Source organism: Desulforhopalus sp. (assembly GCA_030247675.1).
GTDB lineage: Bacteria > Desulfobacterota > Desulfobulbia > Desulfobulbales > Desulfocapsaceae > Desulforhopalus_A.
On the sequence record JAOTRX010000002.1, the window covers coordinates 1,505,731 to 1,522,233 of the forward strand.

Below are 16,503 nucleotides of genomic sequence, written 5' to 3' on the forward strand. Positions count from 1 at the left end.
TGTTGAATTTCCCGTTAGCCGCGCATCATGGCGATAAAGCGATCAAAAAGATAGATCGCGTCGTGTGGCCCCGGGGCATGTTCTGGATGGTATTGAACGGAAAAGGCCGGATACCTGGTGTGACGCATGCCTTCCAGGCTGTTGTCGTTGAGATTGATATGGGTCACCTCGACTTCCCCCGGCGGCAGGCTGTCGATATCGATGCAGAAGCCATGGTTTTGCGAGGTAATTTCGACATGGCCGGTGGTAAGGTCTTTCACCGGCTGATTGCCGCCGCGATGGCCGAATTTCAGTTTGTAGGCGGTACCGCCGTAGGCCAGACCGAGCATCTGGTGGCCAAGACAGATGCCGAAGATCGGTTTCTTGCCGAGGAGGGCCCTGATGGTCTCGACCACACCCTCAACGCCTGCCGGATCACCGGGGCCGTTGGAGAGGAAAATACCGTCCGGCTGCATGGCCAGAACCGCCTCGGCGCTGGTGTGTGCCGGAACCACCTGTACCCGGCATCCCTTTTCGGTCAATATTCGCAGTTGGTTGTATTTTATACCGAAATCAAAGGCCACGACCTTCAGGGCGCCTGCAGGCTTGCTCTCAGCGGTGGTAAAGTTGCTGCCCGGCACCGGGCGATTGCCTGCCCAGCCGTACGGCTCTTTGCAGGTGATATCCTTGACCAGGTCCTGACCGATAAATCCCGGCCACTCGTTGGCTCTTCGGATCAAGGAGTCTTTGTCCAAATCGAGGGTTGAAACGAAGCCTTTCATTGCCCCTTTCGAGCGGATGTGTCTGACGAGGGCACGGGTGTCAAAGCCTTCCACCCCGAGGACCCCGTATTCCTGGAGGAAGTCACCGAGGGGCCGAGTGGATCGAAAGTTCGACGGGTAGGCGTTATATTCCTTGATGAGGAAGGCTCGGGGGTGAATGGCCGCTGATTCCATATCCTCAGGATTGATTCCATAGTTGCCGATCATCGGGTAGGTCATGGTGACGATCTGCCCGGTATATGAAGGGTCGGTGAGGACTTCCTGGTAGCCGCTGAGGGAGGTGTTGAAGACAATTTCCCCAACGGCCTCGCCGTGACCGGTAAACGATTGCCCGGCAAAGGTGGTCCCGTCTTCCAGGGCGATGAGTGCTTTCATGGTAGTATTCCTTTATTTGAGCCGGACTGTATTGCGGGCTGCCTTTGGCTATTGGCTAGTGGCCGAGAGTGAATTTAACCCTCGTCCTTTCTTCTTCTGCGATTGTAATCATTGGAGAAGCTTTGCGGCAGCGGTCGCGCCGGGTATATCCGTGCAAGTGCGTGGAGGGAAGCGCTTTTTGTCCTCCTTGAATCTGCAGACAAAACTCCAATATATAACTTGATGGGGCGGGTTCCGTCAAGCCTAAACGGCTGAAAATCCGGTCTGCCGGTGCATCCGGCAGGGAGCTGCACAGATCCGGAGATGGTGTCTGGCAATCTGCCTGAGTAGCAATGTTACGTTGTGTAAATATTATTGATTGATTTGTCGAACGCAGCTGATTAAGATCTCCGCTGCGTAATACCCGGGAGACGAATAGGCGGCTTCTCGGCAAAATTGGCTGACCTAGCGACATCTGGGTAACCTCGGTTACTCCCTTAATAATAATATTGCACAGGAATCCGGACTGAACCCGGTCAAGGAGCTGCAGTGAAAAAGAGAATACTCGTTGCCAATCGTGGGGAAATCGCCATTCGCCTCACCAGGGCCATTCAGGAACTTGGTTATGAGGCCATTGCCGTCTACGAAACTCCAGACGAAATGTCCCGGCATATTCGGATTGCCGACGAGGCAATCCTCCTCGGTGATGGTCCGCGCTGTGACTATCTTAATATCGAAAAAATCATCAAGGCGGCGAAACAATCCGGGGCCTGTGCCATTCATCCCGGCTACGGGTTTCTGGCTGAGAATCCGTTTTTTGCCAAGGCCTGCGAAAACAACGGCATCATCTTCATCGGGCCGACCTCCGAGATCATTCAGAACCTCGGCAACAAGGTCATTGCCCGTGACATCATGGCCGAGGCGGGAATCCCCATGGTTCCCGGCACCCAAAACCTCAGGCAGGGCCGGGAAGGGGTGGCCGATGCCTTGGCCTTCGCCGCCAAATACGGCTATCCGATCATGCTCAAGGCAACCTCCGGCGGTGGTGGTCGGGGGATTCGGCGGATTGAATCGGATACTGAAATGAAACAGCAGATCCCGGTGGCCCGCGCCGAGGCCCTGGCCGCCTTTAATGACGATTCGGTTTATCTCGAAAAGGTGGTTGTCAATCCGAAGCACGTCGAGGTGCAGATCCTCGCTGACAGTCATGGCCATACCGTCCATCTCGGCACCAGGGACTGTTCGATCCAGCGCCGCAACCAGAAGCTGATCGAGATTGCCCCGTCGATGATCAAGAACAAGGAACTCCTCGACGAGATCTGTGCAACCGCGGTGAAGGCCGCGGAGGCCGCCAATTATCTCAATGCCGGGACGGTCGAGTTCCTGATCGATAAGGACTACAATTTTTATTTCATGGAGATCAACACCCGGGTGCAGGTCGAACACACGGTGACCGAGATGATCACCGGTATCGATATCGTTCGCAACCAGATCAATATCGCCTTTGGCAAACCGCTGTCCTTTACCCAGAAAGACGTGCAGATGCGCGGCCATGCCATTGAGGTGCGGATCAACGCCGAGGACCCGAAAAACGATTTCATGCCAGAAGGCGGGAAAATGGTTTCCGTATACCGGTCAACCGGTGGCTTCGGAGTGCGTCTCGACGGCTTCGTGTATCAGGGCTACATCATCCCCGAGGTCTACGATTCGCTCCTTGTCAAACTGACCGTCCATGGTTTCACCTGGGACGAAACGGTCGGTCGCCTGAAACGCTGTCTGCATAACTTTGCCATCAGGGGCCCGAAGACCACCATCCCGTTCTATGTGAACATTGCCAATGAGAAGGATTTTGTCTCCGGCAATTTCGATACCTCATACATCGACACCCATCCACATATCTTCCATTATGATGAGGATGCCAGCGAGTCCGGGAAATTGGCAAAGTTTATTGCCATGATTCATTACTCGGGCGAAAACCCCTTTGCCAAATAAGGCACCAATCCTCAGCAGGATGGCAAGGACCCGATTGAGAGTATTTTCAAATTAAAGGATCAGAACATGACTCGCGTTATTCAAGGGACTCCCGTTAAAAATATTATTGATACACTGCGTCAGGCCAAGGGCTATTATATCACCAACACCGCCCGCGACCAGTCCCAGTCCGATTTCAAAAACCGCATCCTTCTCCATACCGACCTCATGGCGGCCGAGCATCGTGACAGGGCCGGTTATTTTTCCCTGGAAATTACCGGGGGCGCCTCAATTCATGTCGATATTCTGCGCAAACAGGTGGATCCCTTCCTGAAGTTGAAAAAGCTGCGGGAGAAGATGCCAAACACCATGTTCCAGACGCTCTGCAGGGGGGTCAATCTCTTTGGCTACCGCCCGTATCCGCAGAATGTCATTCGCTTTACCGTCCGTGAGTTTGCCAAGTATGTCGATGTCTGGCGAACCTTTGATTTTCTCAACCATGTGCCAAATATGCACGCGGTATTCGAAGAGGTGAACCGGGCCGGAAAACTCAACGAACCGTGTATCTGTTTTTCTACGGGGCCGGAACACACCAATGCCTATTACGTTGCCAAGGCCGGCGAGATTATTGACGTCACAGGCAAGGACATCACACTCTGTATCAAGAACCACGGTGGCCTGGGAACACCGAAGCGTATCGGCGAACTGGTTGATGCCCTGAAACAGAAATACCCTGATGTTCCCATCCACTACCACGGCCACAACACCGATGGCAATGACCTGGGCAGGATTGTCGAGGCGGTGCGGAACGGCGCGTCGATTGTTGATGCCGCCGACTCGGCCTTCAGCGGTTTTTATGGACCGGCACCGATCTTGACCGTCGTGCAGACCCTCAAGGAATACGGCTATGAAGCAGTGTGCTTTGATGAAGAGGCGGTTATCGCCACCTCCGATGTCATCCGCGACCAGCGCAAATACTACGAGCAATTCGAATCGCAGATCAAGGGCTTCCAGCCGACGGTACAGATCCATAAGTTGCCCGGCGGGGCGATGGGGTCGAGTCTTGAACAGGCCGCCAAAGGCGGTTTCCTCGACCGGATGCCGGATATCCTCCACAAGGAGCTACCACGGGTGCAGCAGGAACTCGGCAACTATTGGTCTGTGACCCCCGGTTCGCAGATCCTCTGGACCACGGCGGTCGCCAATGTTCTTGGCGGGGAGCGGTACGGTAATCCTTCCGGGGATCTGCGCAATCTGCTCCTTGGCAAATATGGACCGTTTCCCTTTTATAAGCCTGAGGAATGGATCTACGAAAAGGTGCTTGGCGATAATTGGCGGGAGGTCCTGGAAAAGGAGGGTGGCGTCGATGGCATCGCCGATATGGATCTGGCCCATGAACGCTACGCCCTGGCTGAGCTGATTGGGGCTGAGCCGACCGATGAACAGCTTGTACTCTATCTGCAGCACCCCAACGATGCGGTGGAATTCTTCAAGTTTACCGAACAGTACGGCCAGGTCTATGTGTTGCCGCCGTCGATACTCTTTCGCCAAAATGGTTTTGATATCGGTGAAAAGATGAGTTTTCGGGATCACCACGGCAAGGAGCATATGATCGAGGTTGGTCCCTCTCCAGTCAGTGATTCAGGGGAAACCAGCGTCTATTTTATTGTTGATCACCATCCATCGATCTTTTCCTTCAAGGCCAAGGCCGCGGTGGGCAAGCAAGGTGAGGCACCGATTCTCGACAAGGAAGAGATACTAGATCTGGCCAAGGCGGGCGATGTTCGTTCACCGTTCTCCGGCAAGATTGTCGAGATCACCGTCACCGAAGGGCAGGAAGTGATGGTCGGCGACCGAGTGGCGATCATGGAGGCGATGAAGATGCAGACCCCGATTCTTGCTGAAATGGCCGGTATTGTTACCAATATCAATGCCAAAAAGGGCGACAGTCTCAAGCCGGGTGGCAGGATTTTGAAGATCGATCCAAACGAATAGAATGGTTCCAGGACTTCCGCTCTGTACTGAATTGGCAGCTCGTGGCCATTCGTTACGGGCGGAAGGATTTCGCCACAGCAGGATATTTTACTCGCAGTCTAGCCGCTGAAAAAGACAAAGGCGAGGCCGTTCAGGCACGACCATACTAAAATCAGCCCGGTGCCGATAATACATGCCATGGCCGCCACCCGGTGGCCGAAGGTTTCTTTCTTCTTATCTTTATAACCAAGTAGAAAAGCCAGCAGTGCACCGGTCAGCATGCCGCCGCCGTGTCCCCAGTTGTTAATCCCCGGGACGAGAAAACCAAAGAGGGCGATTCCCACCGCCCAGCCGCCTATCTGGCTGAAGATATTGCGGCCATAGATACCACCGCGACTCCTGCCATAATAGAGAAGGGCGCCGATCAGGCTGCAGACCGCCGCCGATGCGCCAATGGTAAAGGAGACCCCGGCCAGGCTGGAGATGACAAAGCCGCCGACGCTGCCGAGAATGTAGAGGATAATTGTTCTGCTGGCGCCGAATTCGAGGACCATCAGTGGGGCGAGCTGGCGCAGGGCGAGCATATTGAAGACCAGATGCAGCAAGCCGCCGTGCAGAAAGCCGGCCGCCACCAGAGACCACCAGCGCCCCAGCTGGAAGAGCGGCATGGTTCCCGTCGAACCGAGAACCAGCAGGCTTTGGTTGGTTGGGGCAAGAAACTCAAAGGGGTTAAAGCCGGAGAGCCGTGGATCAATGGCCAGAGCGACGACAAACATGATGGCGTTGGTGGTGATGAGCACCGTTACCAGCTTGTCGGCGTCGTTTGCGCCGCCGGCCAGGAAGAACCTTTTCCACCACGCCCCCGGGCGACTCATCTGGCAGTAGGGGCAGCGCGGGACCGAGCGATTGATCAGTTTCCGGCAGCCGGGGCACAGCTGCGATCCTATGTTGTTATCTGCTGACATGGAGGACCGTTCATTGGCAAAGAGGGAGATTGTGTCCTGGTGCCTCGCAACGGTTCATTGAGGCGAGGCGCGGAAAACTGCGGGGTAAGAGAACAGGGGGAGCATGGCGCAGCTCCCCGAAGAACAGCCGGAATTACCTGTTGGCGAAGGAATTGGTAAATAGATTGTCTATTGCCTCTCGTCCCGCGTCGCTCAGATAGCGGGTACCGCTGCCGACGAAGGTGTCGTATTCAATGCGTGGCGTATCTTCTTGCCAGGATCCCTTCCAGGTGAACCATTTCTTTTGTGGCTGGTCGAAGACATGGAGGGGGCGATTAAACATCTTCGCCAGTTCAACTGCCCAACCGGTGCCGCCCTTGACCGAGCCATCCTCTTGAATGGCACCGATGACGAATACCTGGTGGCCACTATTGACCATGTGGAAGATTGTCTGCAGGACCTTGCGAATCTTTTCCGTCTCATAGTAGGTGCGGTTGAGCATGCGCGAAGCGAGTTCCATGCTGATATCACCTCGTTCGAGCTGGTCCTTGCCCAAAACAACAACATTTTGGTCGCGGGTAAGCTTGTGACCTTCAAAGGAATAGACAACTTCCTTAATGCCCATTCTCTCCGCTGCCTCGCCAAAAGTCGCCTCGGCGCCTTTCAGGCCGCTACTGTACAAGGTGTATTTCGATAGATCCATTTCGGGGGCTCCTTCGTAAGGTAAATAACTATTATAAGTATATTGGGATAGACAAATCCCTTGTGCAGCCTGTGTCTCGCATGACGGGGGAGACGCAGAAAAATTGAAGTGTCGCCTCAGTGTAACCATAGTGAGGGGGAATGGCAACACCTGGCGAAATATTAATGGAACCGGGTCATGATTTTTTTTGTCCTTTGACGAAGATACGCCAGGGCGCCGGGTAACCTTCAAGGGTCAAGTCCGGATTTCCAGGAGTAATAAAGTCGCTGTACGATTCAAAGGTCATCCACTCGGTGCGGCGTTGTTCGGCGCTGGACATGGGGTGTTGGCAGAACAGGCTGACATCGACGAAACCGGCCTTCGTCATCCAGTTGCAGAGACAGGCGCCGGTTGGCACGAAGTAGGTTCCGGGCACCTTGGCGTAGGTGTCTTTTGGAAACAGCGCCATCGGTGCTTCACCGGGGATGGCCTGGGACTCGACAAGCAATGTTCCCCCGGGCTTCAGGGCAGTATGGATGTCGCGGAGGGTATCAACCGGCGATGGACGATGATAGATGACCCCCATGAGAAACACCACGTCAAAGCAGGAAGGAAAGAGGGCCAGATGCTCGACACCAAGGAGATCGATATCCAGACCTGGGCACCCGGCCATGCCCTGCAGAGCCTTGAAGCAGTAGTAGTGCTGGACCGATGGCTCGAAACCAAGAACGAGTTTGGGCTGGGCCGGAGTCATACGGAACATGTAATAGCCATTGTTGCAGCCGATGTCGGCAATGACTTTGCCTGAAAGGTTGGGGAGGGCAGGCACCAGCCTTTGCCACTTTCTCTCACTGCGCCATTCGGCATCGATATCGATGCCAAATACCGAGAACGGCCCTTTCCGCCAGGGCATAAAGGCCTTGAGTTTGTCGGTGACGATGAGCCGTTTCTGGTCAGTCATCTCCTCGGCTGAGCCAATTATTACTTGATCGCCGGTGCAGTCGACATGGCCGGCGCGGTACTGGGCGAGCTGCAGGGCCGGTTCGCGGTAACGAAGAAAGCCTTTTTTGTCCTGATTCACCCAGTTATGGCGTTTGCTGCTTTCTTGCAGAATAGCGTCAAAATTTGCCGAAGAAGGGAGAGATGCCAGATAATCCATGGTTGGCTAGTTTTCAGGCGGGTTTTACCGCCACAAAAGATACAAAGTTGAACCAGCGGAAATAGGTCTCGACGGCGGTAAAACCGGCCTTGACCAGCATCGCCAGGTTTTCCTCGATGGAAAAAGGGATGAGAACGTTTTCCAGGGCCTCCCGCTTTTTGGCAATCTCCAGTTCCGAGTAGCCCCGTGATTTTTTATACTGGTGGTAGATGGATATGTATTGACGGTTGAGGCGGCGGTTGTGGCTGATGACCTTCTCACTCATCAGCAGAACTCCGCCCGGCCGCAGGTTGTCAAAAAGCCGATGGAGAAATTCCTGGCGCTGCAAGGGCCTGATGAACTGCAAGGTATAGTTGAGGATGATCCCTGCTGCCCCAGGATGGTTGAAGGTGGTTATGTCCTCAAGGGCAAAGGCGAGGCTCCCCTGTTTGCCGTACAATTCCGCCTTGAGCCGGGCCTTGTCGAGCATGGGGGCCGAGTTGTCGAGTCCGACAAAATGCAGTTTCTTCTGGCGCAGCAGGCGGCAGAAAAGCAGCAGACTGGTGCCGGTGGAACAACCGAGGTCATAGACGGTATCGCCCGGCGATAAAAAGGTGTCGAGCAACTGGGCGGAGGCCTCGATCACCTCTTTGTAGAAAGGGATGGAGCGATCAAGCATATCGTCGAAGACCTCGACGACCCGTTCGTTGAAGACGAAGTCTTCCGGTATTGTATCGATCTTAAAAAGCGTATCCTTGGGGGTATCAATCATTGTGAGAGAAAATTGGTTTGTGGTGCGCTTCAAAGGAGGGAGGCATTTCTTGCGTATTGGCCGGCACTATACCACCAACCAAGGGCGTGGAAAACCAAAAACCGGTAGCGCAACCCTTCCTGGCGTTTGGTGTAGTTCAGGAAAAATTGGTCTTGCCTTGTATCTTCTCAGCCGGTATAAACCAAGTGCCTGCGCTGTGCCGGGTGCATGAGCGATTTTTCCGGCCGGGATGCACTTTTACCGGCCTTTCAGATAATCAGTACAACTAGGTTTTGGGTATGTCTAACGAATTGGATTTTGACGAATTACTCAGCAATTATAAGTCCGATCCCTTTGGCTATGTCGACATTTTCTCCGTTCATACCGGCAGGGTGTCGTTTAAGGCTGGCGTTGGTCAAGAGGTGGTTGCCACCAGCGGCGAATGGTTGCAGGTTCCCGGCACAGCCCTTTACGAGATCAACCGGGAAAGAAACCCGCGGATCATCACCGCCCAAGTTAACGGCATAGTAGCGGAGCTGAGCAGTGAACTCGATGGTCAATTCGTCGAGGCAGGGGTGAAGCTCATGACCATCAAACATCCGCTTAAAAAGAAGGAAATTATAGAGAGCATCCTGAAAGAGGTGCTGTCGCTCTTCCCCGCGCCGGAATCGGCAAAATATTTCTTTGCCATGGACATCCAGTCGCGAATCGATAAAAAAGGTGCACGGGCGATAACCATTGAACCGGGTGAAGAGATTCTCACAATGTCGCTGATGAAGCGGGACACCCCGGTGTATTACAACGGTGAGCGTGGGGTTATTCATTCAGTATATTTCAAGCCTGGCGTTTCCGTCAGTCAGGGCGAACCGCTTCTCGGGGTCTGCGCACCGGAGAAACTGCCGCTGATCCAGAAGATTATTACCCGGGTCAAGGCAGAGTGGGACAGTGAACATTAATTCCTTTGGTACGCATACCGGGCAGGATGGTTGTGGCGGTTAATCGCCCGGATCCCCGGGCGGTCCTGCGGCGTCTGCAACTTGAATTGTCGGTCCAGGAGCCGCACACGCTGTATGATCCGAGAGCGATCGTTCGCTACGGTTCCTACGTTGGTACTGTTATTGAAAGCCACGAGCAGTTACCAAGGGCCATGGACCACGCCCGTGGTTTAATCGCTGCGGCCGCCCGAAACGGCAAATCAATGGTCAGCGGAACCGTCATCATCGCGGATACACTAAGTCAATGCAAGGGGCGGTTTTCCCGCTCGTGGCATGCGCCGCACGGCGGGGCGTGGGGATGTATGATCTTTGCCAATACCCTGTTGCCTCAGGGGCGCAGTTTCATTTCGCTTACTGCCGGCGTTGCCTGCTGTGAAGCGGTGCGGGAGGTCGCCGGGGTAAATGGGCAGGTTCGCTGGGTAAATGATGTGCTGGTTGAGGGGAGAAAGCTTGCCGGCTTTCTGGTGGAGAGCTACACCGAACCGGTGCACGGCGAGGAATTCGCCCTGGTCGGGTTTGGCATAAATGTCAACAACACTCAATTCCCAGAAGAAATTGAGGGAACTGCCACAAGTCTTCGACTCCTTCTTGGCCGAAATACCGATCTCTCCGAATTTACCACGGTGTTTCTCGCAAAACTTGCCTGGAACATTGGCATCCTCCACCATGAAGAAGCACGGGACCTCAAGGAGGAGGGCTTCTCCGGCAGACAGGGGCGGCACCTGCTTCTCGACCGCTGGCTGGCACTTTCCGATACCCTTGGCAAACGGGTGATTTTTGGCTTCGACGTAATTACTGCACCGCAATACCAGGCGGAGGTCGTCGGACTGGACACAAGTGGTGGGCTCATCCTTCGGCTCGCTGACGGGACAACGACAGTTGAGCATAGTGGAGAAATTCGCTATCTAGGGCAGGTCGGCTGATTTGGCGACCCCTCTTTTGGGCAATTTATCCGGTTATGTTTACAGGGCTATACGGAGAGCCATCCCCAGAAAAACCGTGTCGGTATCGATATTGGTGTCCTTTCCCTCAAGCTCTGCCGAATCGTTGAATCGGTAGTTCCCGTAAAAATCGGCATAAAGACTGGGCAGTATCTCAAGATTCAAGCCAGCCCTGAGGGCAAAGAAAGGCTTCTCGGCAAACTCTTCGTCACTATACATGATACCAACCCCCAGGCCACAGTAAACGGCCCGGCCAAGGAGGATATACGCCTCTGGGGCCAGAGCCGATTCCCCAAACCGGTCCGGCAGAAACTCAAGATCAAGTTCAAGGCCGAGCAGGCCTTGCCAGTATTGATACGACGCCAGATAGGCCACCCCATTCTTGTCGTATTTTTTATCGCCAAATTCAATATCTTCAAGCGCTACCCAATAATTAGCCCCGCCACCGATACGCACATCACCGGCCGCTGAACAGTTACCTGCGGCGGTGGTGACAAACAACAAGAATAAAATGAAATAGCCCTCTTTCTTCATAGCATTGTACCTCGGTTATTATTTGTCTAATTCCATTGCATTGAGCCGTTTACCGGGATGCAGGTCCTTTTGCCGCTGTTGGTTCAACTCGGTTTTTCGTCCGTTATTCGAGTAGCCTGGATGGGAAAAAGGGGCGATTGGTCAGGCATGTGTATGGGTTTGCATCATCCTCCATGCCACGATGTCCCTTTGTAACAGGTATCTTCCATAGCCATGGAGCAGTGCAAGGGCCTCTTTGAGGATAGCTCCGGACATCTTCAAACAGTGCAGCCGGTCGAGTGGTAAATCCTGAGCTGAGCGGAGCACCCTGATGGTGCCGTGGGAAATGATCGATGTCTTCTCTGGTCCTGCACATCCTGAACAGATGATTCCGCCGCCGCTTGGGGTGAAACTATAGCTCCGCTTGGTCGTAATCGGCTCGGCGCATCGGCTGCATGCATGCAGGTTCGGCCGATATCCCAAATACTCGAAAAAGCGAATGAGAAAAAGGACAAGAACGGCCTTTGGTTGCTGCCGGAGGTTAATATTGTGGAAGGTCCACAGGCAAAGGCGGAAAAGACGTTCATCCGGCTCGGCTTCTTTGATGCCGACAAGCATAAACTCTCTGACAACCGAGGCAATGGTGTAGAGTTCCAGGTTGTTGCGGATATTGATAAAACTGGTGTGCAGATCGGCTTCGGCGAGAAAAGCCAGGTGCCGTCCGGTTTTCCTCTCACAAACGATATGGAGAAAGCTGAACAGTTCAAGTTTATTGACGAATCGTCGCAGGCTTTTCTTGGCGCCCTTGGCAATGGCGGTAATCCTTCCCTCGTCCTGACAGAACAGGGTGACAATTATGTCCGACTCGCCATAGTCGCTGCAGTCGAGGACGATGGCTTCAGTTTCCATACTGCCAGTTCGATGGTCTATCTGAGAAGCATCTCGGGAATAGCCAGAGTGATGTTCTCTTCACCGGTTTTAGGGAGTTCGAGTGGCGTTTGGTTGAGGGAGATTCGAGTCGTGGTTTTGCCAGGCAAAGAGATGATGAGTTTTTCCATGGCACGCCAGCTTACCTGCTCTCCTTCCTTGAAGATCATTGTCCGTTCCGGGTTGGTGTCTATGGTGAGAGACACCTTGGTTTCTTCCTGGAAGACGGCATTGACGTGGTATTTGGTCGTCCCCGGCGAGGAGAGTGTTTTGGCCGGTTCTACCGGTTGGGTCGTGGCTTCAGTCGAGGCAAGGGCTGGGGATGAAAGACTCAAGATGTTGGTCTGCGCAGGTGCCGTGCTTCGGGCCTGAGCGGCGGCAAAGAGTGATTGCGGGACGTTTGCTTCTGGGTTCTGTCGTGTTGTTTGTTCAACTTTGAGGGTTGGATCGAGGCTACGTAATTTACTGCTGAGGTAGGAAGCCGGGTTCCAGGAAAAATACCAGCATAAAAAAGCGCCAAAAAGGAGGAACAGGAGGAATATGAAGCCAAAATATGCAAAAGGCAGGGCGCTTGGAGGTTCCGCCAGGCTCTTCATGTCTTCTGCTAATCTGTTCGGTGGTGGGGTTTTATAGCGGTTTTCTTTGGGGTGAATTTTCCGTTCTTGCCCATACATTTCCAGTATTTCACTTGGATCAAGAGCAAGTTGACGGGCATAAAGGGTATAGAATCCTCTGGCAAACACTTCCGCCGGGAGCGAAGAAAAGTCACTCTCTTCAATAGCCTGGAGGTTTTTGGGTGATATCTTGGTGCCTTCGGCTATCGACTCAATATCAAGTCCCTGTTTGATTCTTGTTTCCCGAAGGAATTCTCCGAGAGGGACGGTTTTTATTTCGGTGGAATGGGGCTGCATAATTTCTAAATAAAAAGAGCTAGATGTTGAGTTTACAGTCTGCGAATATAGGCGTTTTCTTTGAGGCCTTTTACCCAATCCGAATAGGCTGCCTTTAATTTTTCCTCATAGAGCTTTTCCTTGATTTCTTCCTTGGCCTTTTCATAGGAGGAGGATGTGGCTTGGTCGGTTGCGGAGAGTCGCTTGAAGAACTGATAATCCTCGGCTGTCAGTATGATTTGACTTATCTCGCCGGTCTTCAGCGAAGCCACTGCGGTTCGCATGGCTGGAGCCATGTCTTCGAGCTGCAAGATGCCGAGATCACCCCCGTCGCTCGCTGAAGGCAAATCAGAGAATTTCTTGGCGACATCTTTGAATTCCTGACCTTTTTTTACAAGGTCCAGTGCTCGCTCCGCTCGTTTCTTGGTCTCCTCTTTTTCTTCCCGCAATTTTTCCGGATCCGATATCCCCCGGTTCCACTGGAATCCCATCTGCAGCAAATAATAGCTGTCTTTGTCTATTTTAGTGGAAAAATGCTCGTTATAATAGTCGCGAATCATCTCCTCGGTAATGACGATTTTGGCGCGAACATCATAACTAACGAGTTTACTTTGCAATACCTGGTCACGGAGTTGCTTTTTGAGGGTCTCTTCCGTCAATCCTGAGCGGTCGAGCTTCTTTTTAAACTCAGTTGGGTCAAGGGCCATTCGGTTTCGGGTAGTGTTGAAAGCGGCCTCTAGCTCTTCGTCGCTTACCGTAGTATTGGTCGATTTTGCCCGTTGGTTAATGAGACGCCGGTCGATCATCGAATTGATGGTGGCCTCCCGGGCTTCGTTCATGGAATTCACCAGGGCCTGGCCGGAGGATTCTTTGGCTAAAATTTGGTAAATTCTCGCCATCTCCTCTTCCAACTCGGAAAGAGTGATAACATCGTCATTGACAACAGCCACAACTTTATCGACAACTTCGGCCCTTCCGATTACAGGGAACAACAATACTACCAGAAAAATGGCGAAAATCCCGCCGAGGAATCTGCTGAACTGCCGGTTTGTGGTGGGTCGAGTCATAGATATCCTAAACCGTAATTTAATGAAAAATTTGCGAAGATAAACATTGAAAACAGCAACATGGACTGTGGTGCAATTCAGAAGGTATAACTAATTTGCCTTGCAGCAGTCCCTGAAAAAATAATAATTTCTGTGACTCAGCCAGGTTGATCCAGATCCATTTACCCAAATTGCCGATAAAAAGCTATTTTTATTGGTGGAAACCAGATGATTTTATAACATATTGAGCACCTGAAGTTCTCTTGGCCGTGGTTGACTTTAAAGGAATATGGGATAAATTGTTGCAAGAGTATATCATAGCGCGAATAATATTGAAATCTTCCCGGGAGTAATTCCATGAAAAAGCTGCAAAAATCGACCTTGGCTGTTTTGTTTTTCCTTGTTATATCGGGTGGATTTATGTTTCCTGGGGAAATCACTGCGGCCACCCAGATGCCGGCGTTTGCGCTTGAGAATGTTCGTGACGGCAAGATTGTCAATTCGAGTGCTTTTAAGGGGAGAGTTCTTTTGTTGACCTTTTTCGCCACTTGGTGCCCACCCTGCAGGGAAGAGGTCCCTGTGTTGGTTAAGCTGCAAAAAGACATGGCCGACGCCGGATTTTCAGTGATAGGCATGTCCGTCGATCAACAGGGGCCGGCCAATGTGGCAAAATTTGTAGAAAGTAAGGAGATTAACTATCCGGTCCTCCTCGCAGGCGCAAAAACGGCTAGCGATTTCGGCGGGGTCTTTGAAATTCCCGTGGCATTTCTGGTAAACAAAACCGGTAATGTGGTGAAAAAATACAAAGGTTATGTGCATCACACCGTACTTGAAAAAGATATTCGAAGCCTCCTTAACTAACTGACGGAAACCAAATTAGCCTGAGAAAGCTGGTCCATTCGGGGTTGTTGATTGACAGAGAAATCATTTTTCAGTAGTTTGGCGCGTCGGCTGATTTTTTGATCAGCCGATTCTTTTTTTATTGAGGTTGCATTTTTTATGGATATTCGAACACTTCCCGAACAGGAACGTCAGATTTACAACCGTATCCGTTCGAAATATAAGCTGACCTTTGACCGTTTCGAGGTTGGCGAAAAACGCCTTCGTCTCCTGAAAATAGCTGATCTGGAGCAGTTTCTTGAGGGAAAAGACCCCTTTGCCAACGTGTCGGAGTTTCCGTTCTGGATTCGTCTCTGGGATGCTGCGATGGTCCTTGCTTACATTCTTGGCTCACAGCGGGATACCTCCGGTTGCCGACTGCTTGAACTTGGCGCTGGGTTAGGTGCCCCAGGGCTCGCTGCTGCCGCCGCCGGCTACACGGTGACCATTAGTGATTATGAAGATATCATTATGGATTTTCAAAAGGTGAGTGCTGCTGCCTCAGGGTTAAAAGGAGTAGAATTTATTCACCTGGATTGGCTGAATCCACCGAAACTTGAGCAATTCGATGTTTTAGCTGGGGCGGAAATTCTTTTTCGTGACGAGTTTTTCCAACCTCTGTTAAATATCTTTCAAACCCTGTTAAAACCTGATGGCATGATCTTTTTGGCGCACGATGCGACGAGACAGAGTTTGCCGAAGTTTCTCCAGCTTGCTGCTAAAGATTTTGATATTTCCATTAAAAAACAAATGATTAACCGGGATGGAAAAGCCAAAACGATAATTGTCAACCGTCTGCGTCACAAAAAATGAATGGGAATTTTTGCCAGGATTTGAGCATACTGACGGTCCTTTTTGACCTGCGGTTCTCCTTGTGCCAACAATATCATAACACTAGCGACAGCTATGCCCTTTTATCCCGTTAACCTGCGAATAACCGATCGGCTTTGTGTGGTAGTCGGGGGCGGTGATGTGGCGCTGCGCAAGACGAGGGGACTTCTGGAGGCCGATGCGCGGATTCGGCTTATCAGCCCGACAGTTCTGCCAGAATTGCGGATGTTAGCAGAAGAAGGCCAGATTTCCTGGGTAGAGAGGGGATATGTTGAAGGTGACCTGAAGGGGGCCTTCCTGGTGTTTGCCGCAACCAATGACCGTATTGTACAGACCCGGATAAAAATAGAGGCGGAAAAAACTGGGGTGATCCTCAATAGTGCCGACGATCCCAAGGGCAGTGACTTTCATATTCCAGCGCATTTTCGTCGTGGCAAGATGTTGATTGCAATATCGACTGGCGGAGGAAGCCCGGCCTTGGCCAAGAAAATTCGCCAAAAATTGGAAGAGGAAATTGGTCCGGAATACGAGGCGGCGGTAGATCTGCTCTTCTTGTTACGAGAAAGATTGTTAGAGGGTCGTGCTTTTTCAGCTGATCACAGTGAATTATTCCATCGTCTTCTTCATCTGGGGATACTCGACCTCTTGCGGAAGGAGGAATGGTTTGAGTTGCAAATGCTTCTCCTGCGGGAGCTTCCTGAGAATATCGACGCCATTGCCCTAGTTCGGCAGTTTCTTGAAAAGCACGACGGCAAGCGGAGACCGAGTGTCAGCCGCTGACAGAAGATTTTTTGATGAAAGAGATCTCTCGGAAACGACATGCCGGGGAATAGCGAGCTACCGGTAATCAACAGCAGGTCTTGTATGAACTCCTCAGCCTCTCTGGCCCACATCTTTTAAACTGAG

General features: G+C 52.2%; 16 protein-coding genes. 7 read left to right on the forward strand and 9 right to left on the reverse strand.

All coding sequences use genetic code 11. The features are described from left to right. Window positions 1–14: 14 nt before the first annotated feature. Window positions 15–1,136 carry a glutamine-hydrolyzing carbamoyl-phosphate synthase small subunit gene (carA, locus tag OEL83_06490; protein MDK9706683.1) on the reverse strand — a complete coding sequence of 374 codons (1,122 nt, stop codon included), beginning with the start codon at window positions 1,134–1,136 and terminating at the stop codon, window positions 15–17. Window positions 1,137–1,664: 528 nt separating this feature from the next. Between carA and OEL83_06495 the strand changes: the two genes are divergently transcribed. Next, window positions 1,665–3,107: an ATP-grasp domain-containing protein gene (locus OEL83_06495; protein ID MDK9706684.1), complete on the forward strand. Its 1,443-nt coding sequence runs from the start codon at window positions 1,665–1,667 to the stop codon at window positions 3,105–3,107. A gap of 66 nt (window positions 3,108–3,173) precedes the next feature. Next, complete coding sequence (locus tag OEL83_06500) at window positions 3,174–5,081, forward strand: pyruvate carboxylase (GenBank protein ID MDK9706685.1); 1,908 nt, start codon at window positions 3,174–3,176, stop codon at window positions 5,079–5,081. A 98-nt stretch (window positions 5,082–5,179) separates the two neighbouring features. On the opposite strand, the gene OEL83_06505 is transcribed toward OEL83_06500, so the two are convergent. The 4 genes from OEL83_06505 to cmoA all read right to left on the reverse strand — a co-directional run bounded on the left by OEL83_06505 (window position 5,180) and on the right by cmoA (window position 8,596). Continuing rightward, window positions 5,180–6,025, reverse strand: coding sequence for a rhomboid family intramembrane serine protease (locus OEL83_06505; GenBank protein ID MDK9706686.1), 846 nt, complete (start codon window positions 6,023–6,025; stop codon window positions 5,180–5,182). A 133-nt stretch (window positions 6,026–6,158) separates the two neighbouring features. Continuing rightward, entirely contained in the window at window positions 6,159–6,707 is a 549-nt protein-coding gene (locus OEL83_06510) for a hypothetical protein (protein MDK9706687.1), read from the reverse strand. A gap of 175 nt (window positions 6,708–6,882) precedes the next feature. Next, window positions 6,883–7,845 carry a tRNA 5-methoxyuridine(34)/uridine 5-oxyacetic acid(34) synthase CmoB gene (gene cmoB / locus OEL83_06515; GenBank protein MDK9706688.1) on the reverse strand — a complete coding sequence of 321 codons (963 nt, stop codon included), beginning with the start codon at window positions 7,843–7,845 and terminating at the stop codon, window positions 6,883–6,885. A 13-nt stretch (window positions 7,846–7,858) separates the two neighbouring features. Next, window positions 7,859–8,596 carry a carboxy-S-adenosyl-L-methionine synthase CmoA gene (gene cmoA, locus OEL83_06520; GenBank protein ID MDK9706689.1) on the reverse strand — a complete coding sequence of 246 codons (738 nt, stop codon included), beginning with the start codon at window positions 8,594–8,596 and terminating at the stop codon, window positions 7,859–7,861. A 278-nt stretch (window positions 8,597–8,874) separates the two neighbouring features. On the opposite strand from cmoA, the gene OEL83_06525 reads away from it, so the two are divergent. Beyond that, the gene (locus OEL83_06525; GenBank protein ID MDK9706690.1) at window positions 8,875–9,531 is read left to right on the forward strand and encodes a hypothetical protein; all 657 of its coding nucleotides are present in this window, start codon (window positions 8,875–8,877) and stop codon (window positions 9,529–9,531) included. A 32-nt stretch (window positions 9,532–9,563) separates the two neighbouring features. Further along, window positions 9,564–10,493, forward strand: coding sequence for a biotin--[acetyl-CoA-carboxylase] ligase (locus tag OEL83_06530; GenBank protein MDK9706691.1), 930 nt, complete (start codon window positions 9,564–9,566; stop codon window positions 10,491–10,493). A gap of 39 nt (window positions 10,494–10,532) precedes the next feature. On the opposite strand, the gene OEL83_06535 is transcribed toward OEL83_06530, so the two are convergent. The 4 genes from OEL83_06535 to OEL83_06550 all read right to left on the reverse strand — a co-directional run bounded on the left by OEL83_06535 (window position 10,533) and on the right by OEL83_06550 (window position 13,908). After that, on the reverse strand, window positions 10,533–11,045 hold the full coding sequence (locus tag OEL83_06535; protein ID MDK9706692.1) for a hypothetical protein: 513 nt from the start codon (window positions 11,043–11,045) through the stop codon (window positions 10,533–10,535). Between the two features lie 141 nt (window positions 11,046–11,186). Continuing rightward, the gene (recO, locus tag OEL83_06540; protein ID MDK9706693.1) at window positions 11,187–11,933 is read right to left on the reverse strand and encodes a DNA repair protein RecO; all 747 of its coding nucleotides are present in this window, start codon (window positions 11,931–11,933) and stop codon (window positions 11,187–11,189) included. A gap of 17 nt (window positions 11,934–11,950) precedes the next feature. After that, entirely contained in the window at window positions 11,951–12,862 is a 912-nt protein-coding gene (locus tag OEL83_06545) for a helix-turn-helix domain-containing protein (protein MDK9706694.1), read from the reverse strand. Between the two features lie 32 nt (window positions 12,863–12,894). After that, window positions 12,895–13,908 (reverse strand): SurA N-terminal domain-containing protein, encoded by a 1,014-nt coding sequence (locus OEL83_06550; GenBank protein MDK9706695.1) that lies wholly within the window; start codon window positions 13,906–13,908, stop codon window positions 12,895–12,897. 336 nt (window positions 13,909–14,244) lie between these two features. Here OEL83_06550 and OEL83_06555 point away from each other — a divergent pair, with 336 nt between their 5' ends. The 3 genes from OEL83_06555 (at window position 14,245) to OEL83_06565 (ending at window position 16,377) form a co-directional block, all read left to right on the forward strand. After that, a complete protein-coding gene (locus OEL83_06555) occupies window positions 14,245–14,748 on the forward strand; it encodes a TlpA family protein disulfide reductase (GenBank protein ID MDK9706696.1) in 504 nt (167 codons plus the stop codon). Window positions 14,749–14,886: 138 nt separating this feature from the next. Next, on the forward strand, window positions 14,887–15,579 hold the full coding sequence (locus OEL83_06560; GenBank protein ID MDK9706697.1) for a protein N-lysine methyltransferase family protein: 693 nt from the start codon (window positions 14,887–14,889) through the stop codon (window positions 15,577–15,579). Between the two features lie 93 nt (window positions 15,580–15,672). Continuing rightward, a complete protein-coding gene (locus OEL83_06565; protein MDK9706698.1) occupies window positions 15,673–16,377 on the forward strand; it encodes a bifunctional precorrin-2 dehydrogenase/sirohydrochlorin ferrochelatase in 705 nt (234 codons plus the stop codon). Window positions 16,378–16,503 lie beyond the last annotated feature (126 nt).

What these genes read in the sequence shown, in the direction of transcription:
- carA (MDK9706683.1), bottom strand. Translation starts at nt 1,136, where the DNA reads ATGAAAGCACTCATCGCCCTGGAAGACGGGACCACCTTTGCCGGGCAA.
- OEL83_06525 (MDK9706690.1), top strand. Translation starts at nt 8,875, where the DNA reads ATGTCTAACGAATTGGATTTTGACGAATTACTCAGCAATTATAAGTCC.
- OEL83_06505 (MDK9706686.1), bottom strand. Translation starts at nt 6,025, where the DNA reads ATGTCAGCAGATAACAACATAGGATCGCAGCTGTGCCCCGGCTGCCGG.
- recO (MDK9706693.1), bottom strand. Translation starts at nt 11,933, where the DNA reads ATGGAAACTGAAGCCATCGTCCTCGACTGCAGCGACTATGGCGAGTCG.
- OEL83_06545 (MDK9706694.1), bottom strand. Translation starts at nt 12,862, where the DNA reads ATGCAGCCCCATTCCACCGAAATAAAAACCGTCCCTCTCGGAGAATTC.
- OEL83_06565 (MDK9706698.1), top strand. Translation starts at nt 15,673, where the DNA reads ATGCCCTTTTATCCCGTTAACCTGCGAATAACCGATCGGCTTTGTGTG.
- cmoA (MDK9706689.1), bottom strand. Translation starts at nt 8,596, where the DNA reads ATGATTGATACCCCCAAGGATACGCTTTTTAAGATCGATACAATACCG.
- cmoB (MDK9706688.1), bottom strand. Translation starts at nt 7,845, where the DNA reads ATGGATTATCTGGCATCTCTCCCTTCTTCGGCAAATTTTGACGCTATT.
- OEL83_06555 (MDK9706696.1), top strand. Translation starts at nt 14,245, where the DNA reads ATGAAAAAGCTGCAAAAATCGACCTTGGCTGTTTTGTTTTTCCTTGTT.
- OEL83_06535 (MDK9706692.1), bottom strand. Translation starts at nt 11,045, where the DNA reads ATGAAGAAAGAGGGCTATTTCATTTTATTCTTGTTGTTTGTCACCACC.
- OEL83_06510 (MDK9706687.1), bottom strand. Translation starts at nt 6,707, where the DNA reads ATGGATCTATCGAAATACACCTTGTACAGTAGCGGCCTGAAAGGCGCC.
- OEL83_06500 (MDK9706685.1), top strand. Translation starts at nt 3,174, where the DNA reads ATGACTCGCGTTATTCAAGGGACTCCCGTTAAAAATATTATTGATACA.
- OEL83_06550 (MDK9706695.1), bottom strand. Translation starts at nt 13,908, where the DNA reads ATGACTCGACCCACCACAAACCGGCAGTTCAGCAGATTCCTCGGCGGG.
- OEL83_06560 (MDK9706697.1), top strand. Translation starts at nt 14,887, where the DNA reads ATGGATATTCGAACACTTCCCGAACAGGAACGTCAGATTTACAACCGT.